The 21,620-nt window shown below is 64.1% G+C and carries 22 protein-coding genes; 16 read left to right on the forward strand and 6 right to left on the reverse strand.

Annotated elements, in window-relative coordinates; translation table 11 throughout:
• The first annotated feature begins 47 nt into the window (after window positions 1–47).
• Window positions 48–788: a response regulator gene (locus G6N82_RS07785; protein ID WP_165195330.1), complete on the forward strand. Its 741-nt coding sequence runs from the start codon at window positions 48–50 to the stop codon at window positions 786–788.
• Complete coding sequence (locus G6N82_RS07790) at window positions 788–2,197, forward strand: ATP-binding protein (RefSeq protein ID WP_165195332.1); 1,410 nt, start codon at window positions 788–790, stop codon at window positions 2,195–2,197. Before G6N82_RS07785 ends, G6N82_RS07790 begins: the two co-directional genes overlap by 1 nt.
• Here G6N82_RS07790 and G6N82_RS07795 read toward each other — a convergent pair.
• Window positions 2,194–3,720 carry a helicase HerA-like domain-containing protein gene (locus G6N82_RS07795; protein ID WP_165195334.1) on the reverse strand — a complete coding sequence of 509 codons (1,527 nt, stop codon included), beginning with the start codon at window positions 3,718–3,720 and terminating at the stop codon, window positions 2,194–2,196. The genes G6N82_RS07790 and G6N82_RS07795 overlap by 4 nt on opposite strands.
• A gap of 110 nt (window positions 3,721–3,830) precedes the next feature.
• On the opposite strand from G6N82_RS07795, the gene pabB reads away from it, so the two are divergent.
• The 5 genes from pabB (at window position 3,831) to G6N82_RS07820 (ending at window position 7,716) form a co-directional block, all read left to right on the forward strand.
• On the forward strand, window positions 3,831–5,639 hold the full coding sequence (pabB, locus tag G6N82_RS07800) for an aminodeoxychorismate synthase component I (RefSeq protein ID WP_165195336.1): 1,809 nt from the start codon (window positions 3,831–3,833) through the stop codon (window positions 5,637–5,639).
• Window positions 5,636–6,283 (forward strand): RNA pseudouridine synthase, encoded by a 648-nt coding sequence (locus tag G6N82_RS07805; protein ID WP_165195338.1) that lies wholly within the window; start codon window positions 5,636–5,638, stop codon window positions 6,281–6,283. Before pabB ends, G6N82_RS07805 begins: the two co-directional genes overlap by 4 nt.
• Window positions 6,283–6,696, forward strand: a complete 414-nt coding sequence (arfB, locus tag G6N82_RS07810; protein ID WP_165195340.1) for an alternative ribosome rescue aminoacyl-tRNA hydrolase ArfB — start codon at window positions 6,283–6,285, stop codon at window positions 6,694–6,696. The genes G6N82_RS07805 and arfB overlap by 1 nt, the downstream gene beginning before the upstream one ends.
• Window positions 6,697–6,814: 118 nt before the next feature.
• On the forward strand, window positions 6,815–6,982 hold the full coding sequence (gene rpmG / locus G6N82_RS07815; RefSeq protein WP_054945942.1) for a 50S ribosomal protein L33: 168 nt from the start codon (window positions 6,815–6,817) through the stop codon (window positions 6,980–6,982).
• Between the two features lie 68 nt (window positions 6,983–7,050).
• Window positions 7,051–7,716 carry an outer membrane lipoprotein carrier protein LolA gene (locus tag G6N82_RS07820; RefSeq protein WP_165195342.1) on the forward strand — a complete coding sequence of 222 codons (666 nt, stop codon included), beginning with the start codon at window positions 7,051–7,053 and terminating at the stop codon, window positions 7,714–7,716.
• 360 nt (window positions 7,717–8,076) lie between these two features.
• On the opposite strand, the gene G6N82_RS07825 is transcribed toward G6N82_RS07820, so the two are convergent.
• On the reverse strand, window positions 8,077–9,501 hold the full coding sequence (locus G6N82_RS07825; RefSeq protein ID WP_165195344.1) for an alkaline phosphatase: 1,425 nt from the start codon (window positions 9,499–9,501) through the stop codon (window positions 8,077–8,079).
• Window positions 9,502–9,603: 102 nt separating this feature from the next.
• On the opposite strand from G6N82_RS07825, the gene xth reads away from it, so the two are divergent.
• The 3 genes from xth to G6N82_RS07840 all read left to right on the forward strand — a co-directional run bounded on the left by xth (window position 9,604) and on the right by G6N82_RS07840 (window position 12,284).
• The gene (gene xth / locus G6N82_RS07830; RefSeq protein ID WP_165195346.1) at window positions 9,604–10,398 is read left to right on the forward strand and encodes an exodeoxyribonuclease III; all 795 of its coding nucleotides are present in this window, start codon (window positions 9,604–9,606) and stop codon (window positions 10,396–10,398) included.
• 2 nt (window positions 10,399–10,400) lie between these two features.
• On the forward strand, window positions 10,401–11,459 hold the full coding sequence (gene ribA, locus G6N82_RS07835) for a GTP cyclohydrolase II (RefSeq protein ID WP_165195348.1): 1,059 nt from the start codon (window positions 10,401–10,403) through the stop codon (window positions 11,457–11,459).
• 114 nt (window positions 11,460–11,573) lie between these two features.
• On the forward strand, window positions 11,574–12,284 hold the full coding sequence (locus G6N82_RS07840) for a hypothetical protein (protein ID WP_165195350.1): 711 nt from the start codon (window positions 11,574–11,576) through the stop codon (window positions 12,282–12,284).
• Between the two features lie 14 nt (window positions 12,285–12,298).
• Here the strand turns inward: G6N82_RS07840 and G6N82_RS07845 are convergent, their stop codons facing one another.
• Both G6N82_RS07845 and G6N82_RS07850 read right to left on the reverse strand, forming a co-directional pair.
• A complete protein-coding gene (locus tag G6N82_RS07845; protein ID WP_165195352.1) occupies window positions 12,299–12,505 on the reverse strand; it encodes a toxin-antitoxin system HicB family antitoxin in 207 nt (68 codons plus the stop codon).
• Window positions 12,506–12,527: 22 nt separating this feature from the next.
• Window positions 12,528–13,445: an SPFH domain-containing protein gene (locus G6N82_RS07850; RefSeq protein WP_241255035.1), complete on the reverse strand. Its 918-nt coding sequence runs from the start codon at window positions 13,443–13,445 to the stop codon at window positions 12,528–12,530.
• A 156-nt stretch (window positions 13,446–13,601) separates the two neighbouring features.
• Between G6N82_RS07850 and G6N82_RS07855 the strand changes: the two genes are divergently transcribed.
• The 5 genes from G6N82_RS07855 to G6N82_RS07875 all read left to right on the forward strand — a co-directional run bounded on the left by G6N82_RS07855 (window position 13,602) and on the right by G6N82_RS07875 (window position 18,615).
• Window positions 13,602–13,874, forward strand: a complete 273-nt coding sequence (locus G6N82_RS07855; RefSeq protein ID WP_165195354.1) for a hypothetical protein — start codon at window positions 13,602–13,604, stop codon at window positions 13,872–13,874.
• 169 nt (window positions 13,875–14,043) lie between these two features.
• Window positions 14,044–15,222 (forward strand): acyl-CoA dehydrogenase family protein, encoded by a 1,179-nt coding sequence (locus tag G6N82_RS07860; protein WP_165195356.1) that lies wholly within the window; start codon window positions 14,044–14,046, stop codon window positions 15,220–15,222.
• On the forward strand, window positions 15,222–16,451 hold the full coding sequence (locus G6N82_RS07865; RefSeq protein ID WP_165198065.1) for a CoA transferase: 1,230 nt from the start codon (window positions 15,222–15,224) through the stop codon (window positions 16,449–16,451). The genes G6N82_RS07860 and G6N82_RS07865 overlap by 1 nt, the downstream gene beginning before the upstream one ends.
• Before the next feature lie 83 nt (window positions 16,452–16,534).
• Window positions 16,535–17,761: an acetyl-CoA C-acetyltransferase gene (locus tag G6N82_RS07870; protein ID WP_165195358.1), complete on the forward strand. Its 1,227-nt coding sequence runs from the start codon at window positions 16,535–16,537 to the stop codon at window positions 17,759–17,761.
• 2 nt (window positions 17,762–17,763) lie between these two features.
• Window positions 17,764–18,615, forward strand: coding sequence for a MaoC family dehydratase N-terminal domain-containing protein (locus G6N82_RS07875; protein WP_165195360.1), 852 nt, complete (start codon window positions 17,764–17,766; stop codon window positions 18,613–18,615).
• On the opposite strand, the gene ppk2 is transcribed toward G6N82_RS07875, so the two are convergent.
• Window positions 18,612–19,400 carry a polyphosphate kinase 2 gene (gene ppk2, locus G6N82_RS07880; protein ID WP_165195362.1) on the reverse strand — a complete coding sequence of 263 codons (789 nt, stop codon included), beginning with the start codon at window positions 19,398–19,400 and terminating at the stop codon, window positions 18,612–18,614. The two genes, G6N82_RS07875 and ppk2, sit on opposite strands and share 4 nt — an antisense overlap.
• Window positions 19,401–19,456: 56 nt before the next feature.
• Here ppk2 and phhA point away from each other — a divergent pair, with 56 nt between their 5' ends.
• Complete coding sequence (gene phhA, locus G6N82_RS07885) at window positions 19,457–20,398, forward strand: phenylalanine 4-monooxygenase (RefSeq protein ID WP_241255036.1); 942 nt, start codon at window positions 19,457–19,459, stop codon at window positions 20,396–20,398.
• A 357-nt stretch (window positions 20,399–20,755) separates the two neighbouring features.
• Here the strand turns inward: phhA and G6N82_RS07890 are convergent, their stop codons facing one another.
• Window positions 20,756–21,550, reverse strand: a complete 795-nt coding sequence (locus G6N82_RS07890; RefSeq protein WP_165195364.1) for an undecaprenyl-diphosphate phosphatase — start codon at window positions 21,548–21,550, stop codon at window positions 20,756–20,758.
• Window positions 21,551–21,620: the final 70 nt, after the last annotated feature.

The following is a 21,620-nucleotide window of genomic DNA, read 5'->3' on the forward strand; positions in this document are numbered from 1 at the left end:
ATAGTTCCGATTGAGCGGCAACGGCTTGTGCGGCAAGGTGGCGCGACATGACGCAAGACCAACCCATCAAGCTGCTGCTGGTCGATGACGAACCGACCTTGCGCGAACCCCTGGCCGAGTATCTTGCGGGCCAGGGGTTTTGCGTGGAGCAGGCGGAAAGCGCGGCTCTCGCGCGCAGCGCGTTGGCGCGCGAGCGGCCTGACCTGATCCTGCTCGACATAATGATGCCGGGCGAAGACGGGCTCTCGCTGACCCGCCACCTCGCTGAAACCCAGCGTATTCCGGTAATCCTGCTGACCGCGCGCGGTGAAGCGATGGACCGCATCCTGGGGCTGGAAATGGGTGCGGACGACTACGTCGTGAAACCGTTCGAGCCGCGCGAACTGGTCGCCCGCATTCGGACCGTGCTGCGCCGCGCAACGCTCGACCCCATGACCGCGCAGGCCAGTGAAGACTGGCGCTACCACTTCGAAGGCTGGCAGCTTGATCCGCTCAAGCGCCGCCTGACCGACCCCGAAGGCACGCTGGTGCCGATCTCGACTGCGGAATTTCGCATGCTGCGCGCCTTCCTCGACTATCCGCGCGAAGTGCTCGACCGCGACCGGCTGCTCGACATGGTGCAGGGCCGCGAAGCCCATTTGTTCGACCGCGCGGTCGATAACCAGGTCAGCCGCTTGCGCCGCAAGCTCGAGGCTGACAGTCGCGATCCGCAATTGATCCTGACCGTGCGCGGCGGCGGCTATCGCCTTGCCGCCGATGTAAGCCGCGTGACATCCAAGGGCGATTGATGGCGCGCCTGCTCCCCCGTAGCCTGCTGGGCCAGGTGATGCTGGTGCTGGCGCTGGGGCTGCTGGTGGGGCAGGCCATTTCCGGCGTGCTGCTGCTGCGCGCGGCCGAGCAGCGCCGCGATGCGACGCTCATCAACCAGATCGCGCTGCGCGTTGTCTCCGCCGACGAACGCGGTGCCGAGCGCCGCGCCGAGCGCGCCCAGTTGCGCAATGAGCGGCGCGCACGCCGTGGACTTCCCCCGTTGCCTGTCAGCCAGGATCGGCCAGGTATCGAGGCCAGCAGTGCGTCGCCGCTGCAGCCGGGTGAACGACGCCTGGCGCGCTATGAGGATGCACTGCACGAGGTGCTGGCTGGACAAGGCCTCCAGCCGCGAAGCATCGCAATCACCACCCGCCTGGCGAGCGAGGACCCCGTCGTCCTTGCGCGCCCGCGCTTGCAGCAACGGATTGACCCGGTGAACTGGCGCGAGCTGCAGATAGTGGTTGCCGGGGTCGAACGAGCAAACGGGAGCGGCTGGATCGTGGTTCGGCAACCATTGCCCCCTCGCGGGCCGCGCGTTATCGGCGGCATCTTTCTGCAAACGCTGGTGATTTTCGCGGTCTTGTTCGCGCTGCTCTACATCGTGCTGCGGCGCATGACCCGCCCGCTGGCCGAACTCACAGCCCGCGTCGGCGATTTCGCGCACAAGCCCGACCAGGTAGTGCCGCTGCGCGAATCCGGGCCGGAAGACACGCGGCGGCTGATCGCCGCACACAATGCGATGGAAGCGCGCGTTGCGGCCTTGCTCGACGAGAAAGACGTAATGCTGGGCGCGATCGGGCATGACCTCAAGACCCCGCTCGCCGCCTTGCGGGTGCGGATCGAGAGCGTGCCCGACGAAGCGCAGCGCCAACGCATGGCGGAAAGCATCGAGGACATAACGCGCACGCTCGACGATATCCTAGAGCTGGCCCGCGTCGGTCGGCACGATGTGGAATTCGAGGTCGTCGATCTTGCCGCACTGGCGTCCACGCTGGTCGAAGAATTCGAGGACCTCGAGAAGCCTGTCAGCCTAGGCAAGACCGAACGAACGCGGCGCGAGATCCAGCTTACTTGGCTCAAGCGGGCATTACGCAATCTGGTGGAGAACGCACTGCGCTACGGCGGGTCGGCACGCTTGTCGGTAACCAGCGAGAACCGCACAGTCATTCTTGCTGTCGAAGACGACGGCCCAGGCATTCCACCCGACCAGATCGCGGCCATGCTCGAGCCTTTCGCCCGCGGCGAAGCGAGCCGCAACCGGGCCACCGGCGGGGCCGGTTTGGGGCTTACGCTCGCCCGCGCTATTGCCGAGCAGCACGGCGGCGAGCTCGTGCTGACGAACCGCACGGAAGGCGGCTTGCGCGCGGAAATTCGTCTCCCGCTCTAGCGCATCAAGCTGCCGAGGACATTGCGAACAAAGGCATTGGCGCCGGTGCGCACCGGGTCTGCACTTGATTTCTTGCCCATCGCAGCAGCGACGCCGATTGACACCAGCGATCCGGCAGCGGCTTTCATTCCCGCCTTGCCAGCCTTTTCCCACCAGCTGGCCGTCTTGCGGCTGCGCTTGGCCACTTCCTCTTCGCCCTTTTCCTCGACTTCCTTGGCGGTTTCAGCCGCATCGGCCGCCTTTGCAGCGAGCACTTCCATCGCGCTTTCGCGATCGACCCGCTCGTCATACTTGCCGTCAAACGGGCTAACCGACTGGATGATCACCCGCTCCTTGGGCGTGACCGGCCCCAGCCGCGAGCGCGGCGGCTTCACCAGCGTGCGCTGGACAATCGTCGGCGCGCCGTCCTCGTCCAGCGTCGAGACCAGCGCCTCACCCACTTTCAGTTCCGTGATCGCGGTTTCCACGTCGAGATCGGGGTTGATGCGGAAGGTTTCGGCTGCTGCCTTGATCGCGCGCTGGTCACGCGGGGTGAAGGCGCGCAGGGCGTGCTGCACACGGTTGCCCAGCTGGCCTGCCACTTCCTCAGGAATGTCGATCGGGTTCTGCGTGACGAAATAGACGCCGACCCCCTTCGACCGGATCAGCCGCACGACCTGTTCGATCTTTTCCTGCAGCGCCTTGGGCGCATCGTCGAACAGCAAATGCGCCTCGTCAAAGAAGAACACCAGCTTGGGCTTTTCCGGATCGCCCACTTCAGGCAGCGTTTCGAACAGTTCGGCCAGCAGCCACAACAGGAAAGTGGCGTAAAGCTTCGGGCTGCGCATCAGCTGGTCGGCGGCGAGAACATTGACCATCCCGCGCCCCTGATCGTCCACTTTCAGGAAATCGTCGATCTCCAGCGCCGGTTCGCCAAAGAAGCGGTCCGCCCCTTGCGCCTCGAAGCTCAGCAACTGGCGCTGGATCGCTCCAACCGTTGGCTTGGCTACATTGCCATATTTGCCGGACAGCTCGGACGCATTCTCCGCGGCCCAGGCCAGCACCGCCTGGAGGTCTGCAAAGTCGAGCAGCAACAACCCGTTCTCGTCGGCATGGCGGAACGCGATCTGCAGCACACCTTCCTGCGTTTCGTTCAGATCGAGCAGGCGCGACAGCAGCAGCGGCCCCATTTCCGAAACCGTGGTGCGGATCGGGTGACCCTGCTCCCCATAAAGGTCCCAGAACACCACGGGATTATCGGAATAGGCATAGTCATACATGCCCAGTTCCTTCGCCCGGCTTTCCAGCTTGTCGGCATGTTTGAAGGTCGGAGAGCCAGGCATGGCAATGCCCGACAGATCGCCTTTCACATCGGCCACGAACACCGGAACCCCTTCAGCCGAAAAGCTTTCTGCCAGTCCCTGTAGCGTCACCGTCTTGCCGGTGCCGGTGGCGCCCGCGACCAGGCCGTGGCGGTTGGCCCGCGAAAGGTCGAGATACTGCTTCTCGCCATTGGCGGCGAGCCCGATGAAAATGCTGCCCATTGAAATTGCTGGCGTCCCTTCGGCGATGAATTGCGGCGAACTGTGTGGCGCAGGCTGGCAGGCGCGGTCAAGTGCTCGACTTGCGCGCGCGATAAGCTAAGGCAGGGGCGATGAGCCAGCCTGCTCCCTTTGTCCTGCTTGACGATGCGCGCCGCGAAGGCGCCGCCGCTGCGCACCTGTTCGAAAACCCGCGCCAGATCTTCGTGGCCCGGCGTGCGGAGGAAGTGGCAGAAGTGCTCGCCGCGGCCGACGCCGCGCGGCGTGAATCGGGCGGCACTTTGGCCGGATATATCGCCTATGAAGCAGGCTTGGCGCTGGAACCAAGGCTGGCACCGCTGGCTGACAAGCGCACTGGCGCCGCAGGCCCTCTGGTGTGGCTTGGCCTGTTCGACCGAGCGGAGGAAATCGCTGCGGACGAGGTGCCCGGATGGCTCGCCGCGCGCGCGGAGGGCGAGGCCTCGCTCGGGCCGATGGAGCCGCAGCTGTCGACCGGTGGCTATGCGGCAGCCTTCGAGAATTTGCAGGAAGCGATCCGCGCGGGCGACATCTACCAGGTCAACCTGACCTATCAACTGGCCGGGGCCTATCGCGGCGATCCGGTGGCGCTCTATGCCGCGCTGCGCCCCGCCGCCGAGGCGGGCTATGGCGGGCTGCTGTTCGACGGATCGCACTGGCTGCTCAGCCTCAGCCCTGAGCTGTTCGTGTCGCTCAGGGGCGACGCCGCGAAAGTGAAGCCAATGAAGGGCACGCGCCCGCGCGGCGCCGACCCGGCAGCAGACCGCGCAATGGCTGAGGAACTGGCCAACTCGGTCAAGGACAAGGCCGAAAACCTGATGATCGTTGACCTGATGCGCAACGATCTGAGCCGCGTCGCCGAAGCGGGCAGTGTGCGGGTGGAAGCGCCCTTCACGGTCGAAAGCTATCCCACCGTCCACCAGATGGTCTCGACCGTCCATGCCCGGCTGCAACCGGGCAAGGGCGCGGTCGACCTGATCCGCGCGATCTTTCCCTGCGGTTCGATCACCGGCGCGCCTAAGATCCGCGCGATGGAGCTTGTTCACGAAGTCGAACGCGACGCACGCGGCCCCTATTGCGGGGCGATCGGGCGGATCGATGCCAATGGCGATGCCGCGTTCAATGTCGCCATCCGCACGCTGCGCCTGACGCCCGAGGAAAACGATCGGGGGCGGGCGGTGATGGGAGTCGGCTCGGCGATCGTGGCCGACAGCGAAGCGATGGCGGAACGGCGCGAGTGCGAGGTCAAGGCCGGCTTCCTGCGCCGCGCCACCCCCGACCATCGGGCCGCCGACTGCGACCTCATCGAGACCATGCTGTTCGATCCGGAAAGCGGGATCGACCTGCTTGAACTCCACCTGGAGCGGATCAAGGCATCGGCCCACGAACTGGGCTTCTCGTTCGACCGCCACGCCGCGCGCAACCAGATCCAGGCACTCTGCTTTAACCTCGAGACGCGCAGCAAACTGCGCCTGCTGGTGTCGCGCCGCGGCGCTCTGGCGCTGGAAGCGGGCCCTGCGCCCGGCAAGCCAAGCGAGCCGCTGACATGCATCGCCTTGGCGCTGCCGGTCGATCCGGGCGACTGGCGCCTGCGCCACAAGACCAGCGACCGCGGCTTCTACGAGGAGGCCCTCGCCGCCGCGCGCAGCGAAGGGGCGGGCGAAGCGCTGCTGGTTCACCCCGACGGGTTCGTGACCGAAGGCAGTTTCACCAGTATCTTCGTTGAGCGCGACGGCCTGTTGCTGACCCCGCCGCTGTCGCTGGGCTTGCTGCCAGGCATCTTGCGCCGCTCGCTGGTCGAGGCGGGCAAGGCGCGGGAAGCCGAGTTGACGCTCGATGACCTGGCCGATGGCTTCCTGCTCGGCAATGCGGTGCGCGGGCTCATCAAGGCGCGACTGATATGACAATCGACATCCTGTTCGAAGACGGCGAGGCGCTGGTGATCAACAAGCCGGGCGGACTGTCGATCGAGCGGCCCCGCCGCGGCGGTCCCTCGCTGGAGGATCACCTCGAGCAGCTCAAGCTGGGCTTCCAGCGTGCGCCGATGCCGGCGCACCGGCTGGATACGGACACCAGCGGTTGCCTGCTGCTGGCGCGCAACCCGAAGTCGCTCAAGCGATTTGCCAAGGCATTCGAGGATCGCGCGGTGGGCAAAACCTATCTTGGCATCCTCGACGGAATTCCGCAGCTCAAGGAAGGCCGGATCGAACTGGCGCTCACCAAGATCAGCAGCGCGGACAAGGGCTGGCGGATGATCCCCGCGCGCAAGGGCAAGCCTTCGCTGACCGACTGGCGCGTGGTGGCAGAACACGGCGGGCGGGCATTGGTCGAATTCTCCCCGCAAACCGGGCGCACGCACCAGATCCGCGTCCATGCAGCCAGCGGCATCGGCATCCCGCTGCTGGGTGACCCGGTCTATGGCCGCAAGGGTTCTGCCAAGCGCACCATGCTCCACGCCGCCGGACTGACCGTGCAGCGCGAAGGCAAGGAAGACATTACCGCGCAGGCGCCCGTGCCGGCAGATTTTGCGGCGCTGGGCTTTGGCTGATGGGTCGCATCACCGACCGCGCCATTGAGCTGGCAGAGGAAAAGTTCATCGCTGCGAGCGGGCCGGGCGGCCAGAACGTCAACAAGGTCGCGACCGCCGTGCAATTGCGGGTCGATGTGTTCCAGCTGGGCCTGGCGCCCGATGCCTTTCACCGGCTGAAGGAACTGGCCGGCAGCAAGATGACCAAGGACGGCGAAATCGTGCTGACCGCACGCGAGTACCGCACGCAGGAAGCGAATCGCGAGGCGGCGCGGGCGCGACTGGCCGCGCTGCTGGACGAGGCGCTGGTCCCGCCGCCCAGGCGCAAGAAGGTGCGCGTCAACCGTGTGGGCAAGGTGGAGCGGCTTAAGGAAAAGAAGGTCCGCGGCGAGATCAAGGCCAAGCGGGGCAAGGTCAGCCGATCCGACTGGTGACTCTTGCTTGACTTTTTCGTGTGAATCGGCAAATGCGCCCCGCGAAGAGGGCGGTGCCGCGCGCGCCGCCTGTTGTTTTTTGGCCGTAATGGCCCTCATTCGACTTTAGGAACACGCCATGGCGAAGCCCGCAACCGTCAAGATCCGGCTGGTCTCCACCGCCGACACCGGCTTCTTCTATGTCACGAAGAAGAACCCGCGGAACACCACCGAGAAGATGAGCTTCCGCAAGTATGACCCGGTCGTGCGCAAGCACGTCGAGTTCAAGGAAGCCAAGATCAAGTGATCTTGCTGAACCGGCTTTAGGCGCCAGGTTCAGTGACAGTTCAAGGCATCGCCGCTAAAGCGCGCTGCATGAATACGCTCGATTTCCTCATCAAACGCCCGCTGCGCACCGCGCTGGCGGGCGCTTTGCTATGTGCGCTGCCCGGTGTAGCGATCATCGCCCAGCCCGCCACGGCGCAATCCGCCCCGGCTGATCTCGACCGCGCGGTCACCGCGCTGCGCGGCATTTCGACCCTGCGGGCGGACTTTTCGCAGACCGACCGGCTGGGCCAGGTCGCCAGCGGTGTGATGACGCTGAAGCAGGGCGGCAAGATCCGCTTCGAATATGAAAAAAGCGTGCCGCTGCTGATCGTGTCCAACGGCAGCTCGCTGTATTTGGTCGATTACGAAGTGAAGCAGGTCCAGCGCTGGCCGATCCGCAATTCGCCGCTCGGCGCGCTGCTCGATCCCTCGCGCGATATCAGCCGCTATGGCAAGCTGGTGCCAACCGGCAATCCCGACGTCATCAGCATCGAGGTGCGGGACCCCAAGCGGCCAGAGTTCGGCATGATCACGATGATCTTCGTGCGTGACGCTGGCGCTCCGGGCGGGCTTGAGCTCAACACCTGGGTTGCGCTCGACGCGCAGAATCAACGGACGACCGTGCGGCTGCGGAATCACCGCTATGGAGTCGCGGTGGCCGACAGTGCTTTCACCTTCAAGGATCCGCGCGGATCATCTCGTCGCCCGCGTTGAACGCTTCAGCCTTCGGCGGTTGTAAGAATGCGACAAAATACTTCGCGCCATTCATTTACGTGAAAGCCGAATGCGCCTAGATTGCTTTCTGCAAGGCGAGCGAAGACGGGTTTCCCCCCTGTTGCCTCTCTTCCGCAAAAAGCGCCTTGTCCAAGCGTGACGAACGCTCAAAAGAACCCTCGTGCCAATGCCCCCGGCACGAGGGTTTTCTTTGGGATTTCCTGTTTTCCGCACTCGCGTCCGCGACTGCAATTTCCTCGCGGCTTGCGGACAAGTCCGCGCCGTTGCGGGCGGCCGGTCGGCCTTGCGGTCTAGCTAGGCTAGACCGTTTCGTGCCGCAAAACCTGGCTGTCTCATTTATTACTTCCAGCCGAGCGCCTTCACGATAATGTCGTAGATCACGTTCTGCTCGATGACGCCGCGGACCCGCTCGGCGCCCGGGCCATGGCCGTAGAGCGCGACATCCTCACCGCCGTGAGTCTCGCTGCCGAGCGGAATCGTGGCCTGCTGATGCGCCTTGACCCCGGTTTCAGGCATCGGACGTTCGGCCAAATTGGCAATCGAACCAGGCCCATTACCGTAACCGAGCGTGGTATAGGGCTTCCCGTCGTTGGCGAGCGACGGCCCGTCCCCGCCCGCTTCGCCTTCGCCACCTGCGGGCGAATGCACCAGGCCAAGGATATCGTTGCCCCGCCGGGGATAGCCGGACATGGTGAAGACATGGCTGTGATCGGCGGTGACGAGGATCAGCGTGTCCGCAGGATCGGTATGGTCGATCGCATATTGGATCGCATTCGCGAATTCGACCGCTTCCTCCAATGCATAGCCCGCTTGCCCGGCATGGTGGCCATGATCGATCCGGCCGGATTCGACCATCAGATAGTAACCGTCTGGATCGTTATCGAGCCGCGCAATCGCCTGCGCGGTCATTTCCGTCAGGGTCGGCTCGCTCGAATCCGGCTTGCGGTCGACCGTGTAGGTCATGTGGCTTGGCGAAAAGAGCCCCAGCACCGGCTTGTCTGCAGGCGCGGCGGCCAGTTGCGCCGCAGTTTCGACATAGGTGCCCCCCGTGCGAGCGACCCACGCAGCGGGCAGGTCGACCGCGCCGTCGCGCCGCCAACCGTTTCGATCCGGGCCATAAAAAGCCGCGCGCCCGCCACCAAGAGCGAGGTCGAATTCGCTTTCGACAAGCTGCGTCGCTATATCCCTGCATCCCTTATTGGCCTGACCCTCGGTGCCGATGAAGGCCTCCCAATCGCGATCCGGGCTATGCGCATAGACCGCTGCGGGCGTCGCATGCGTGATCCGCGCGGTGCTGACGATCCCCAGCGCGAGACCGCGCTCAATCGCCTGTTCGCCCAGCGTCGGCAGCCGGTTCGCCAGTGCAGCCTCGCAATCGCCATGCGGCGTTGCCGGCCCCACCCCGAGCATCCCGATATTCGTTTTCAGCCCCGTATGCATCGCGCTGGCTGTGCCCGCGCTGTCAGGGACCTGCGCGTTGACGTTGTATGTCTTGACGAGGGCGACATTGTCGAAGGTTTCGAACGGCAGGACATATTCCTCGCCGCTCTGCCCCTGCTTTTGCCCGGCATAGATGCGCGCGGCGGTGATGGTGGAGATGCCCATCCCGTCGCCAATGAACAGGATCACTTTCTTCGCCTTGGGCGCTGGCACCGCAGACGAAGCGCTGGCCACTGGCGTCTGCGACGTCCCGCTGGCACTGCAGGCGGCCAGCGGCACGGAGAGCAGCGCGGCAAGCAGGAGAGATTTCCGGTTCAGCTTCATGGGTGCGGACTCCTTTGATCGCCTCGCTATCGCTTACCTTGATGACAGCAAAGCGAAAGATGCAGGCTGGACCACAAAGACCCTGCACCCTAAGTGCTGCGCATGGTTTCTATCGCTACCTGGAACATCAATTCGGTGCGGCTGCGGCTACCGATCGTCGAACGCTTCTTGCAGGAAGAGGCGCCCGATGTGCTCTGCCTGCAAGAAATCAAGTGCCAGGAGGAGCAGTTTCCAGGCAAGGCGCTGGCAGAACTCGGCTATGTTCACCAGGCGGTGCACGGCCAGAAGGGGTATCACGGGGTGGCCACCGTCAGCCGCATCCCGCTTAAGGAAGTGAGCCGGCATGACTGGCAGGATAATGGCGAAGCGCGCCATGTGGGTGTGGAGCTGCTCGGGCCGGGCCAGGGGATAGTGGTCGAAAACGTCTATGTCCCCGCCGGTGGGGACGAACCCGATCGCACCATCAATCCGAAATTCGGCCAGAAACTCGATTTCCTGGAGCGGATGACGCACTGGGCAGACAAGCTCGATCGCCCGACACTGATTGTGGGCGATTTCAACATCGCCCCGCTCGAAAGCGACGTCTGGAACCACAAGCAGCTCTTGAAGGTCGTCAGCCATACGCCGGTCGAGATCGACACGCTGCAGCGCTTCAAGGATGCGCATGGCTGGACCGATATCGGGCGCGAGTTCATTCGCGACCCAGAGCGGTATTACAGCTGGTGGAGCTACCGCGCTAAGGACTGGAAGGCCAATGATCGCGGGCGGCGGCTCGACCATATGTGGGCGAGCCCCGAGCTGGCGCAGCAGGCGAAAGGGCACCGGCTGCGCGAGGACGCACGCGACTGGGACAAGCCGAGCGACCACGTGCCGCTGATCACGGAGTTCGCGCTCTGACGATGCCGTCGCCCTCTAGGCGCGTGGCGCAGGCGATCGACGCATTGCGCCATGGCTGGCCGGTGGCGTTCGAGGGCGGACCCGTCCTGCTGCCGGCCGAAACCGCCATTGCCGGCGAAGCAAGTTCCGATCGTATGCTGATTTCGGCGGCGCGGGCGATGACGCTCAAGCTTGCTAACCAGCGCGAGGCAGCCGTGCCGCATGCCCCGGTGCTGATCCGCAGCGGGGAGCGCTTTTCGCTGACCGAGGCGCGCGCGGTGGCGGACCCGGCGCTCGATCTCGCTAATCCGCTGAAAGGCCCCTTCAAGGCCGAGACGCTCGACTGGCGCGAGATCGCCGAGGCGGCGCTGGAACTGGCACGGATTGCCGGGATCCTGCCTGCTTTCCTGGTCGACCCGGCAGATGCGGGGGAGGCGGTTGCCATGTCGGCGAGTGACCTTGCGCAATGGTCTGACCGTTCCGCCCTTCGCATCGCCACCCGCGCACGGCTGCCCGTGGCGGCCTGCGAGACCGCAGAGATCGTCGCCTTCCGCAGCGCTGACGACATGCGCGAACATGTGGCGCTGGTGATCGGTGCGCAACGCGGCGATGTGGTTCCGCTGGTGCGGCTCCATTCCGAATGCCTTACCGGCGATATATTGGGCAGCCTCAAATGCGATTGCGGGCCGCAGCTGGACGCTGCACTGGCCGCGATGGCGGAGGAAGCGGCACAGGGTGGCTGGGGCGCGCTCCTCTATCTGCGGCAGGAAGGGCGCGGCATTGGCCTCGTCAACAAGTTGCGCGCCTATCGCCTGCAGGATCAGGGCTTCGACACGGTCGAGGCAAACCAGCGGCTCGGTCTGCCAGATGAAGCGCGCGATTTTCCGACCGCGGCCCGCATGCTGGACCTGCTGGGTGCGCGGCAGGTGCGGTTGATGACCAACAATCCGCGCAAGGTCACGGCGCTCGAAGCAGCGGGGATCACCGTTACCGAGCGCGTGCCGCATCAGCTGCCCGACAATCCGCATAACGCGCGCTACCTCGCAACCAAGCGCGACAAATCGGGGCATTTGCTCAGGTGAACGTGTAAACGTCGAGCGGTAGTGTCATTGTGAATTAGTACAGCAAATCACTCGCATCTGTCTCAGCAGCTCGCCATTATGACCGTCTTGTAATTCTTGATCCGGGGACGGCCCATGACAGCAGCAGAAACAAAAAAACTTCAAGCTTCGGTCCGCAATCTCAAGCTGGCGGTGATCGCGCTCGCTTGTATGCTCACAGTTCTGCTGGCAGGCGGGTTTGCGGCGCCGCAGGATGATGTCATTCGAACGAAGGGTATCGTCATTGAGGACAGTGAAGGTCGTGCCCGCATTTTGATTGGCGCGCCGGCACCTACAGTGGCGGAACGGCTGCGAACAGATCCTGCTCGGCACAAGGATGCATTTGCCTGGTTGTATCCCGATGGCGACGTTACACCCGCAAGCAGGCTTAACAACGACACGTTCGGGATCCTCATTCTAGACGAGAAGGGCCACGATCGTGTCGCACTTGGCGCACCGGTGCCTGATCCGCTCAACGGACGGCGCATTGGTCCGGCATATGGCCTTTCAGTTCATGACGACGACGGGATCGAACGCGCTGGATTCGGCCAGATCAAGGACAAGGCCAAGGGCCTCGATCGCGTCGCAATAGGTCTCGATGGCTGGGACGGAGAAGGCGTCATTATTCTCGTCGATGCCGATGGCACGGCCGGCTTGGTCGCCAACGACAACAAGCAGGGCAAACGCATGTTCACGGGAGTCATCCCAGCCAAGAGCATCGTCAGTCAGGAAGCGACCGAGCGGCGGATGGGCACACTCCTGACCACGCAGGACGGAGACGAGACCTACCGCCCGGCGACGGAATGACCTGCCAGCCCCGCTCACTCCCCGGAGCGGGGCGGCCTGCCTCGACGCGGCTTGGCAGTCATTTTCACGTCGATTCCGCGCCGCTCCAGCGCCTCACGCAGAAGCATTTCGATCTGGGCATTGGCGGAACGCAGTTCGGCCGATGCCAACCGCTCGACCGCGGCATGGACTGCCGGGTCGAGACGGAGGGCAAAGGCCTTCTTTTCCGGAGGCTGGGCCATTGGGCGTATGCCTCAAAGCTCCCTATTGGTAGAGCGTGCCGGCGTTCACGACCGGTTGCGCTTCGCGGTCACTACACAGAACCACCATCAGATTGGACACCATCGCGGCGCGCCGCTCGTCATCGAGCTGGACGATGCCGTCATGCGCCAGCTTGTTGAGCGCATCCTCGACCATGCCAACCGCGCCGATCACCACCTTCTGCCGCGCTGCAATCACAGCATCGGCCTGCTGGCGGCGCAGCATGGCACCGGCGATTTCGGGCGCATAGGCGAGGTGCGTCAGACCTGCCTCGTCCACCACGATCCCGGCCACGCGCAGGCGGTCGTTCAATTCCGCGCACAGCTCGGCATTGACCACATCGGCACTGCCGCGCAGCGTGGTTTCATCCTCGTCGCTCATATCGTCGTAGGGGTGCCGCGCGCCCACGGTGCGCAGCCCGGCCTCGATCTGGATGTTGGTGAACTCCTTGTAATCATCGACGTCGAAGGCTGCCTGCGCCGTGTCGGACACGCGCCACACGACGTTGCAGGCAATCTCGATCGGGTTACCGCGCAAATCGTTGATCTTTACCCGCTCCGAATGGACGTTGTGCGCGCGGGCGGAGATCTTCTTGCGGATCATCCACGGCCACACCCAGCGCAGGCCCTCGCGCCGCTCGGTCCCGCGATATTCGCCGAACAACGTGATCACGACAGCCTGGTTGGGCTGGATCATGAAGAAGCCGGCTGCCACCACCATAATGCCGAGGATCGAGCCGAGCAGCCGCATCACGAACATCACCTTCGCCGCTTTGGCCGCACCTTCCGGCGGCGCACCGGACATTAGCGACCAGATTGCCAGTGCGGTCAGGACAACCAGCACGCCGAGCATGATGTACCCGCTATAGCTATGTGCCGCATGCTCGCGGCTCGTCTTCATTCCCTTAAGTTCCACTGTCATCGATTCGTACCCCTTTTAAAGATGATATCATAATTATATGATCTGGGGTCGGTGGCAAGCGAAATCGGCTGGGCGAAAGCGAATTGCGCGATCGCCAGCTGCGGGTTATCGCTCGGCAACGCCATTCGAATCTCGCCATCTCAAGGAGACCATTTGATGAGAAAATCCAATCTGCTGCTCGCCGCCGCCGGCTCGCTGGCACTCGCTGCATGCGGCGGCACCGACGACGCTTCGATGGAAGCCGAAGCGGATACTGTCGAAATGCCGGCTGACACGGCGCTGGAAGACGTCACCGAAGAGCCGGTGGCCGACGCCGACGCCAACGCTGAAGATGCTGCCGTGACCGAACAAACGGCGGAAGACGCGGCCAATGCCGCAGCCGATGTGGCCGCGGCGGCGGAAGCGGCGGCCGCGGCTGCCGAACAGTAAAGCAGCGATCGGCCCGCCTGGGCCGCGAGCAAACTCAAGCGGACGGGTTGCCAAGCGGCGATTCGTCCGCTTTTGCATATCCGCGAGAGGCGCACTGCCACTATCGGCAGGCGACAAGCCAACCCCGTCGCTTGAATGAGCGAAACCGGCCAGAGAGGACAACGCACCCATGTCGCAATCCGGAATGGATCCCGAAACCTTCGAACAGTTCATCGAACAGCTCGACCGTTACGTTCGCGAACGGCTGATCCCGGCGGAGCGCGATACGATCGAGCATGACCGCGTGCCTGACGACATCCTGCAGGAAATGAAGGATATGGGGCTGTTCGGGCTGACCGTTCCCGAGGAATATGGCGGCGCGGGCCTCAACACCTCGCAATATGCCCGCACGGTCCGCTGCATGAGCTATGCCGCGCCCGCCTTCCGCTCGATCTTCTCGATCAATGTCGGCATGTTCAATTCGGCGATCAAGAACGGCGCAACCAACGAACAAAAGGGCGAATGGTGGCCGCGCATTGCCGGGGGCGAGATCGCCTGCTTCGGCCTGACCGAGCCTGGCTCGGGCTCTGACAGCGCGGCGATGCAGACTTTTGCGAAACCCGATCCCAGCGGCAATGGCTGGGTGCTCAACGGCACCAAGCGCTACATCACCAATGCGCCGCACGCCGATGTCGCGCTGATCATGGCGCGCACCGAGAAGGAAGCGCTGCCCAAGAACGCGCATGTCAGCGCCTTCATCGTACCGATGAACACGCCCGGCGTCTCGACCGGATCGCCCGACAAGAAGATGGGGCAATCGGGCGCACATATCTCCGACATCATCCTTGAAGACGTCCATGTGCCCGGCGAAGCGCTGCTTGGCGGCGAAACCGGCAAGGGTTTCCGCTTTGCCATGATGAGCCTCGACAATGGCCGGATTTCGGTTGGCGCGGCCAGCTGCGGCTATGCCCGCCGCGCCCTCGACAGCGCCTTGCGCTACGCCAATGAGCGCAAGGCCTTCGGCGAGCCGATCGCCAATTTCCAGCTGATCCAGCAGATGCTGGCCGAGAGCGAGACCGAGATCTACGCCGCCGAAGCGATGATGGCCGATGTCACTGCCCGCGCCGATCGCGGCGAGAACGTCATCACCAAGGCCGCCGCGTTCAAGGTGTTCGCTTCGGAAATGTGCGGCCGCGTGGTTGACCGCGTGGTCCAGATCTATGGCGGCGCGGGTTATCTGGCGGAATACGACGCCGAGCGCTTCTTCCGCGATGCGCGCATCTACCGCATCTACGAAGGGACGACGCAAATCCTGCAGCTGCAGATCGCCAAGCATATGCTGCGCGAATGGAATGCGGTGCACGGCTGATGTACCAGCTGCTTAGCGGCCTTTCGATCATCGAGGTTTCCAGTTTCGTCGCCTCGCCCACCGCCGGGCTCTACTGCGCGCAGATGGGGGCCGAGGTGATCCGCGTCGACCACAAGGCTGGCGGGCTCGACTACAACCGCTATATGCTGACGCGCGAGGGCCGCTCGCTCAGCTGGGAAAACCTGAACCGCGCCAAGAAGTCGGTCGCGCTCGACCTGCAGTCGGGCGAGGGGCGCGAGCTGCTGGTCGAACTGGCGGCGAAGACCGGCCAGTGCATCACCAATCTGCCTGAGAAAAGCTTCCTCAGCCATGACGCCATGGCCGCGCGGCGGCAGGATATGGTCAGCGTACGGATCATGGGCTGGCATGACGGGCGCCAGGCGATGGACTTCACTGTCAACGCCGCCAGCGGCTACCCGCTGATGTGCGGGCCGGAAGAATGGGACCCGGCAACTGCCCCGCCGGTCAACCAGGTGCTGCCCGCGTGGGATTTCATCACCGGCGCCTATTGTGCCTTTGCGCTGCTGGCCGCGCTGCGCCACCGCGATGCGACCGGCGAAGGCAGCGAAGTGCGCGTGCCGCTGGGCGATGTCGCCATCGGCACCATGGCCAATTCGGGCGCAATGGCCGAAATGCTCTATCGCGGCAGCGACCGCGAGCGGCTGGGCAATGCGATCTGGGGCGCGTTCGGGCGCGACTTCCGCAGCCGTGACGGCAGACGCTTTATGGTTGCAGCACTGACGCCCAAGCAGTGGGGCGGCCTTGTTGCTGCATTTGGCATCGAACGCGAGATCGCCGCGCTTGAAGCCGAAACCAGCGTCCGCTTTGCCGATGGGGACACGCCGCGCTTCGTGCATCGCCACCGGCTGTTCGCTCTGTTCCAGCAAGCCGCGGACCGGCATGACTATGACACGCTGGCCGCGCGCATGGGCGAGCAGGGCTGCACTTTCGAGCGCTATCGCACCATGCACGAAGCCGCCAACGATCCCGTGCTGGTGGCAGACAATCCACTGTTCGGCCCTTCGCCCGCCAACCCCTCGGGCTTTGCCTATCCCGCGACGCGCAGTTTCGCACATATGCCCGAGAAGCAGGTCAGCGATCCCGCGCCTGCTCCCTATCTGGGCCAGCACAGCGAAGAAGTGCTGGTCGAGAAGCTAGGGCTTTCGAGCGGGGAGATAGGTCGGCTGGTCGATGCCGGGACTGTGGCCCTTTCGGACAAAGACAGATAACCAACAGCCGTTCGGTTCGAGCACAGTCGAGAACCGTTGGCGCGAGCGTGTCTCGACTACGCTCGACACGAACGGAGAGAAATATGAGCCGCAGAGCAGCAATCGTTTCACCGCTACGCACACCGGTGGGCAAATTCGGGGGCGCGCTGGCGCCGCTCAACGCCGGACAGCTGGGTGCGGTCATCCTGAAAGCCCTGATCGAGCGCAGCGGGATCGACCCCGCGCGGGTCGACGATGTCGTCTTCAGCCAGGGCTATGGCAATGCCGAAGCGCCCGCCATCGGCCATTGGAGCTGGCTCGCCGCCGGCCTGCCGATCGAAGTGCCGGGCTTCCAGCTTGACCGGCGCTGCGGCTCGGGTGTGCAGGCGGTGGCGACTGCCGCGATGATGGTCGAGACCGGCATGGCCGATGTCGTTGTCGCCGGCGGCTGCGAAAGCATGTCCAATGTCGAGCATTACACCACTGACCTGCGCGGCGGGGTGCGGATGGGCGACATGGTGCTGCATGACCGGCTGTCGCGCGGGCGGCTGATGAGCCAGCCGATCGAGCGGTTCGGCGTGATCACCGGCATGATCGAGACCGCGGAAAACCTCGCCAAGGATTACAGTATCACCCGGGAGGAAGCCGACGCCTATGCCGTGCGTTCGCACCGGAATGCGGCGAAGGCCTGGGAAGAGCGCAAGTTCGATGCACACCTCGTCCCGGTTGAGATCCCGCAGCGCAAAGGCGACCCGGTAGTGTTCGATCACGACGAGGGATACCGCGCCGATGCGAGCATGGAGACGCTGGGTAGCCTGCGCGCAATCGACCTCAAGCGCGATCCGGACGCTATCGTAACCGCCGGCAATGCCAGCCAGCAGAACGATGCGGCCGCGGCGTGCCTTGTCGTGGCGGAGGACAAGCTGGAGGCGCTGGCCCTTGAGCCTACCCTGTGGTTCCACGGCTGGGCAGCGGCGGGGTGCGACCCCAGCCGCATGGGGATCGGCCCGGTCCCGGCGGTCGAGCGGCTGTTCGCGCGCACCGGCATGGGCTGGAGTGATATCGGCCTGGTTGAACTCAATGAAGCCTTCGCGCCGCAGGTGCTTGCCGTGCTCAAGGGCTGGGGCTGGTCAGCAGACGACAGCCGGATGGACATGCTCAACGTCAATGGCTCGGGCATTTCGCTGGGCCATCCGATCGGTGCGACCGGCGGGCGGATCCTGGCGGACATGGCTGCCGAGATGCATCGGCGCGGGGTGCGCTATGGCCTTGAGACCATGTGCATCGGCGGCGGTCAGGGCATCGCGGCGATTTTCGAGCGCGCGGCCTGATCATGAGCGAGTGGGACGCATGGATCGGCCGCGAGGCGGTCCAAGCCGATACGCTCGATCCGGCGCTCGCTCGGCGTTGGTGTGCGACCTTCGACCTAGCCCCGCCGGATGGTGGCGCCATGCCGCAGGGCATTCACCTCTGCCTTTGCACGCCCGAAGCTCCGCAGGCCGCGCTGGGCGAAGACGGGCACCCAGCACGCGACAGCAGCCCGCAAAGCTTCTTCCCGCCAATCCCGCTGCCGCGCAGGATGTGGGCGGCGAGCGATATCACCTTCGTGCGGCCGATTGAGATTGGCCAGCAGATCAAGCGAACCAGCCGGATCGCGTCGATTGCCGAGAAGGAAGGCTCGACCGGTCGGCTAGGCTTCGTCGAAGTCGAGTATGTCACGCTTGCCGATGGCATCGAGGCAGTCCGCGAGATGCAGACGCTGGTCTATCGCGATGCCGTGGCGCCGGATGCGCCGCTCAGCCCGCTTGAACCGACCGACGGCAAATTAGATGCATCAGCCTGGGATGCGCATCAGGAAATCTTGCCCGATCCGCGGCTGCTGTTCCGCTTTTCCGCGGTGACCTTCAACACCCATCGGATCCATTACGATTTGCCTTACGCGCGGGATGTCGAACGTTATCGTGGCCTCGTCGTCCACGGCCCGCTGATGGCCAGCCTGCTGCTGCAAATGGCCGGCCGCGAGCTGGGCGGGAATGCGCTCAAATCGTTCAGCTTCCGCGCCGTCAGCCCGGCGATCGCCGACGAACCGCTTCACCTGGCCATGCGCAAGACCGACGATGGCTATGAGTTGGGCACCTTCGCCAGCGACGGTCGCCAGTGCGTAAAGGCCGGCGCGACGATCTAGGCCTCGTCCGGCACGGGATAGGCCGTGATCGGCTGCAAAACTCCATAAGTCTCTGCCAGCGGCGCGTGGCCCAATTCGGGGAAGTCGAGCGGCGGCTGTTCGACGTGGGTGTCAGGCAAGCGGTCGAGCAGGTCGCGGATCAGCGTCAGCCGCCCCAGCCGCTGGTCGTTGAAATCGACCAGTGTCCATGGCGCCCAGTCGCTATGCGTCGCCTTGAGCATTGCCTCGCGCGCATCGGTATAGGCCTGATACTTTTCCCGCGCCGCCAGGTCGATCGGCGAAAGTTTCCAGCGCTTCAGCGGATCGTCGAGCCGCTCTTTCAGCCGCTCTTCCTGCTCGGCCTGGTCGGCGCCGAGCCAGTATTTAAACAGCAGGATCCCGTCATCGACCAGTTGCTGTTCGAACACCGGCGCCTGCTTGAGGAAAGCTTGAACCTGCTCTTCGCTCGCAAAGCCCATCACCCGCTCCACCCCGGCGCGGTTGTACCAGCTGCGATCGAACAGCACGATCTCCCCCGCTGCGGGAAGGTGCTGCACATAGCGCTGGAAGTACCACTGCGTCGCCTCGGCTTCCGAGGGCTTGGACAGCGCCACCACCCGGCACTGGCGCGGATTGAGCCGCTCGCGCACTGCCGCGATCGCTCCGCCCTTGCCCGCAGTGTCGCGCCCTTCGAACAGCACCGCGATCCGTGCGCAGGTCGCCTTGGCCCAGCGAGCCATGCCCACCAGCTCTTCCTCGAGCGGCTCCAGAAAATCCTCATATTGCTTGCGATTCAGCTTTTCCAAGCGCACCTCCGCATTTGCGCCCCGCGTTCGGGCGTGATATAGTTGCAATTGAAACTATGGCCACGATCGCACAACCGCAGCAGGACTTTTCGATCCTGCCTGAAATGCCGGCGGATGTCTTTACCGCTCCGCTGAAAAAGCCCGCGCATGTGGGGGATGACTGGCTCGAGCCCGAGCAGACCAATTACACCAGCGACGACCACGCCATCTGGAACGATCTGTTCGCGCGCCAGATGGAGGTGTTGCCCGGCCGCGCCGCAACCGCCTTCATGCAGGGGCTGGAAAAGCTCGACCTAGGGCGCGGCGGCGTGCCCGAATTCGGCAAGCTCAGCGAAGAACTCGGCGCGCTCACCGGCTGGAGCGTGGTTCCGGTGCCGATGCTGATCCCCGATCACGTATTCTTCTGGCACCTGGCCAACCGCCGCTTCCCCGCGGGCAATTTCATCCGCACGCGCGAGACTTTCGACTACATCCAGGAACCTGACGTGTTCCACGATGTGTTCGGCCATGTGCCGATGCTGACCGATCCAGTGTTTGCCGACTACATGCAGGAATATGGCCGCGCCGGATGGAAGGCGATGCGCTACAACCACTTGAAGGCACTCGGTGCGCTTTACTGGTACACGGTCGAATTCGGGCTGATCGAAGAGGCACCGGACATGATCCGCGCCTATGGCGCCGGGATCCTGTCAGGCCCGACCGAAGCGGTGTTCTCGGTCGAGGCGCAAAGCCCCAACCGCATCATGCTCAATGTCGACCGGGTGATGCGCACCGATTACGTAATCAGCGACCTTCAGCCGACCTATTTCGTCATCGAAAGCTTCGAGGATCTCTACCGCCAGACGGTCGAGCGCGACTTCGACCGGCTCTATCGCTCGCTGCCACCGGCCTTCACCTATGCCAATACGGCGGTGATCGATGTCGACAACGTGCTCCATCGCGGCACGCAGGAATACCTGCTGCGCGGCGGCAGGGGCAGCGGGGCCAAACCGGTCTGAGCCGGGAAACTCCGCCGCTTCAGGCGGAGCGGCGGCGCTGGTAGAATTCGTACAGCGCGGGGGAAGGCCGCTGCGCCAGCCACACCCGCTGCAAGCGCGATCCAGCTAAGGCCGCCCAGCATCACCCCGTTGTTCGCCAGCAACCCAGCCACCAGCGCGCCACCCACGCCCAGGGCAAGGTCGCGGCGAATGCCGGGACCGTCCTCTGTGCGGGTGACGATTGCGGCCAACCAGCCGATCAACCCACCAATCAAAATCAAACAAATCAGCGCCATTGTTCCATGCTCTCAAGCACGTTGAGTCCTGCAATACACGGATAGCAACAGCGCAGGCGCAGAATCGTTCCGAACCAGACCGTCAGAAGAAATAGAGTAGCGCTGCGCCCAGCAGCACGCGATAGACCACGAACACCATCATCGATGCGCGTTTCAGGAAGTTCATGAGAAACGCCATGGTCGCAAAAGCGGCGACAAAGGTGAACACGCCGGTTACCAGCGCGTCCCATTGCATCTGCGCGCTCGCCTCGGCCAGATCGAGCACCGCCAGCAGCCCCGCACCCGCCACCGCAGGGATCGCCAGCAGGAAAGAGAAGCGCGCCGCCTCTACCCGCTGGTAACCCAGGAACCGAGCCATGGTCATGGTCGCGCCCGAACGGCTGGTGCCCGGGATCAGTGCCAGCGCCTGCGCCAGGCCGACCAGGATGGCATCGCGCAGGGTCATGTCCTCGTATTTCTTGACCTGCTTGCCGAAATGATCGGCCAGCCCCAGCAGGATTCCATAGATGATCAGATTGGCAGCAACGAGATCGGTGGTGCGAAAGCCTTCGAGATAGCCGCCCATTTTGAGGAACAGGCCCAGCGCGACTGCGGGAATGGTGCCGATCACGATCCACCAGAACAACCGCCGCTGCAGCGGGTCCTTGCCAATACCGACCACGGAAAAACCCCCACGCGCCAGGCCCAGCACATCGCGCCAGAAATAGATCATGATCGCCAGCAGCGAACCCACATGCACGGCCACATCGATCAGCGGCCCCTGGTCCGGCAGGTCGGTGATGAAGGGGATCAGGATCAAATGCCCTGACGAGGAAATCGGCAGGAATTCGGTGATTCCCTGGACGATGGCGATGATGAGCTGCTGGATGAGGGTCATATCCTGCGCCTCTTGAGCGAAGGGCAGGACAAGTCAAGCGACCTGCCCTGCCCTTGCAAGTTTACTGTGC

The sequence above is a fragment of the Altererythrobacter sp. BO-6 genome (assembly GCF_011047315.1).
Taxonomy (GTDB): domain Bacteria; phylum Pseudomonadota; class Alphaproteobacteria; order Sphingomonadales; family Sphingomonadaceae; genus Erythrobacter.

Coding starts and splice junctions, on each gene's coding strand:
- xth (WP_165195346.1), top strand. CDS start 9,604: ATGGTTTCTATCGCTACCTGGAACATCAATTCGGTGCGGCTGCGGCTA.
- phhA (WP_241255036.1), top strand. CDS start 19,457: ATGGCCACGATCGCACAACCGCAGCAGGACTTTTCGATCCTGCCTGAA.
- G6N82_RS07855 (WP_165195354.1), top strand. CDS start 13,602: ATGAGAAAATCCAATCTGCTGCTCGCCGCCGCCGGCTCGCTGGCACTC.
- pabB (WP_165195336.1), top strand. CDS start 3,831: ATGAGCCAGCCTGCTCCCTTTGTCCTGCTTGACGATGCGCGCCGCGAA.
- G6N82_RS07845 (WP_165195352.1), bottom strand. CDS start 12,505: ATGGCCCAGCCTCCGGAAAAGAAGGCCTTTGCCCTCCGTCTCGACCCG.
- G6N82_RS07860 (WP_165195356.1), top strand. CDS start 14,044: ATGTCGCAATCCGGAATGGATCCCGAAACCTTCGAACAGTTCATCGAA.
- G6N82_RS07795 (WP_165195334.1), bottom strand. CDS start 3,720: ATGGGCAGCATTTTCATCGGGCTCGCCGCCAATGGCGAGAAGCAGTAT.
- arfB (WP_165195340.1), top strand. CDS start 6,283: ATGGGTCGCATCACCGACCGCGCCATTGAGCTGGCAGAGGAAAAGTTC.
- ribA (WP_165195348.1), top strand. CDS start 10,401: ATGCCGTCGCCCTCTAGGCGCGTGGCGCAGGCGATCGACGCATTGCGC.
- G6N82_RS07850 (WP_241255035.1), bottom strand. CDS start 13,445: ATGACAGTGGAACTTAAGGGAATGAAGACGAGCCGCGAGCATGCGGCA.
- G6N82_RS07790 (WP_165195332.1), top strand. CDS start 788: ATGGCGCGCCTGCTCCCCCGTAGCCTGCTGGGCCAGGTGATGCTGGTG.
- G6N82_RS07875 (WP_165195360.1), top strand. CDS start 17,764: ATGAGCGAGTGGGACGCATGGATCGGCCGCGAGGCGGTCCAAGCCGAT.
- rpmG (WP_054945942.1), top strand. CDS start 6,815: ATGGCGAAGCCCGCAACCGTCAAGATCCGGCTGGTCTCCACCGCCGAC.
- G6N82_RS07785 (WP_165195330.1), top strand. CDS start 48: ATGACGCAAGACCAACCCATCAAGCTGCTGCTGGTCGATGACGAACCG.
- G6N82_RS07890 (WP_165195364.1), bottom strand. CDS start 21,550: ATGACCCTCATCCAGCAGCTCATCATCGCCATCGTCCAGGGAATCACC.
- G6N82_RS07870 (WP_165195358.1), top strand. CDS start 16,535: ATGAGCCGCAGAGCAGCAATCGTTTCACCGCTACGCACACCGGTGGGC.
- G6N82_RS07865 (WP_165198065.1), top strand. CDS start 15,222: ATGTACCAGCTGCTTAGCGGCCTTTCGATCATCGAGGTTTCCAGTTTC.
- G6N82_RS07825 (WP_165195344.1), bottom strand. CDS start 9,501: ATGAAGCTGAACCGGAAATCTCTCCTGCTTGCCGCGCTGCTCTCCGTG.
- G6N82_RS07840 (WP_165195350.1), top strand. CDS start 11,574: ATGACAGCAGCAGAAACAAAAAAACTTCAAGCTTCGGTCCGCAATCTC.
- G6N82_RS07820 (WP_165195342.1), top strand. CDS start 7,051: ATGAATACGCTCGATTTCCTCATCAAACGCCCGCTGCGCACCGCGCTG.
- G6N82_RS07805 (WP_165195338.1), top strand. CDS start 5,636: ATGACAATCGACATCCTGTTCGAAGACGGCGAGGCGCTGGTGATCAAC.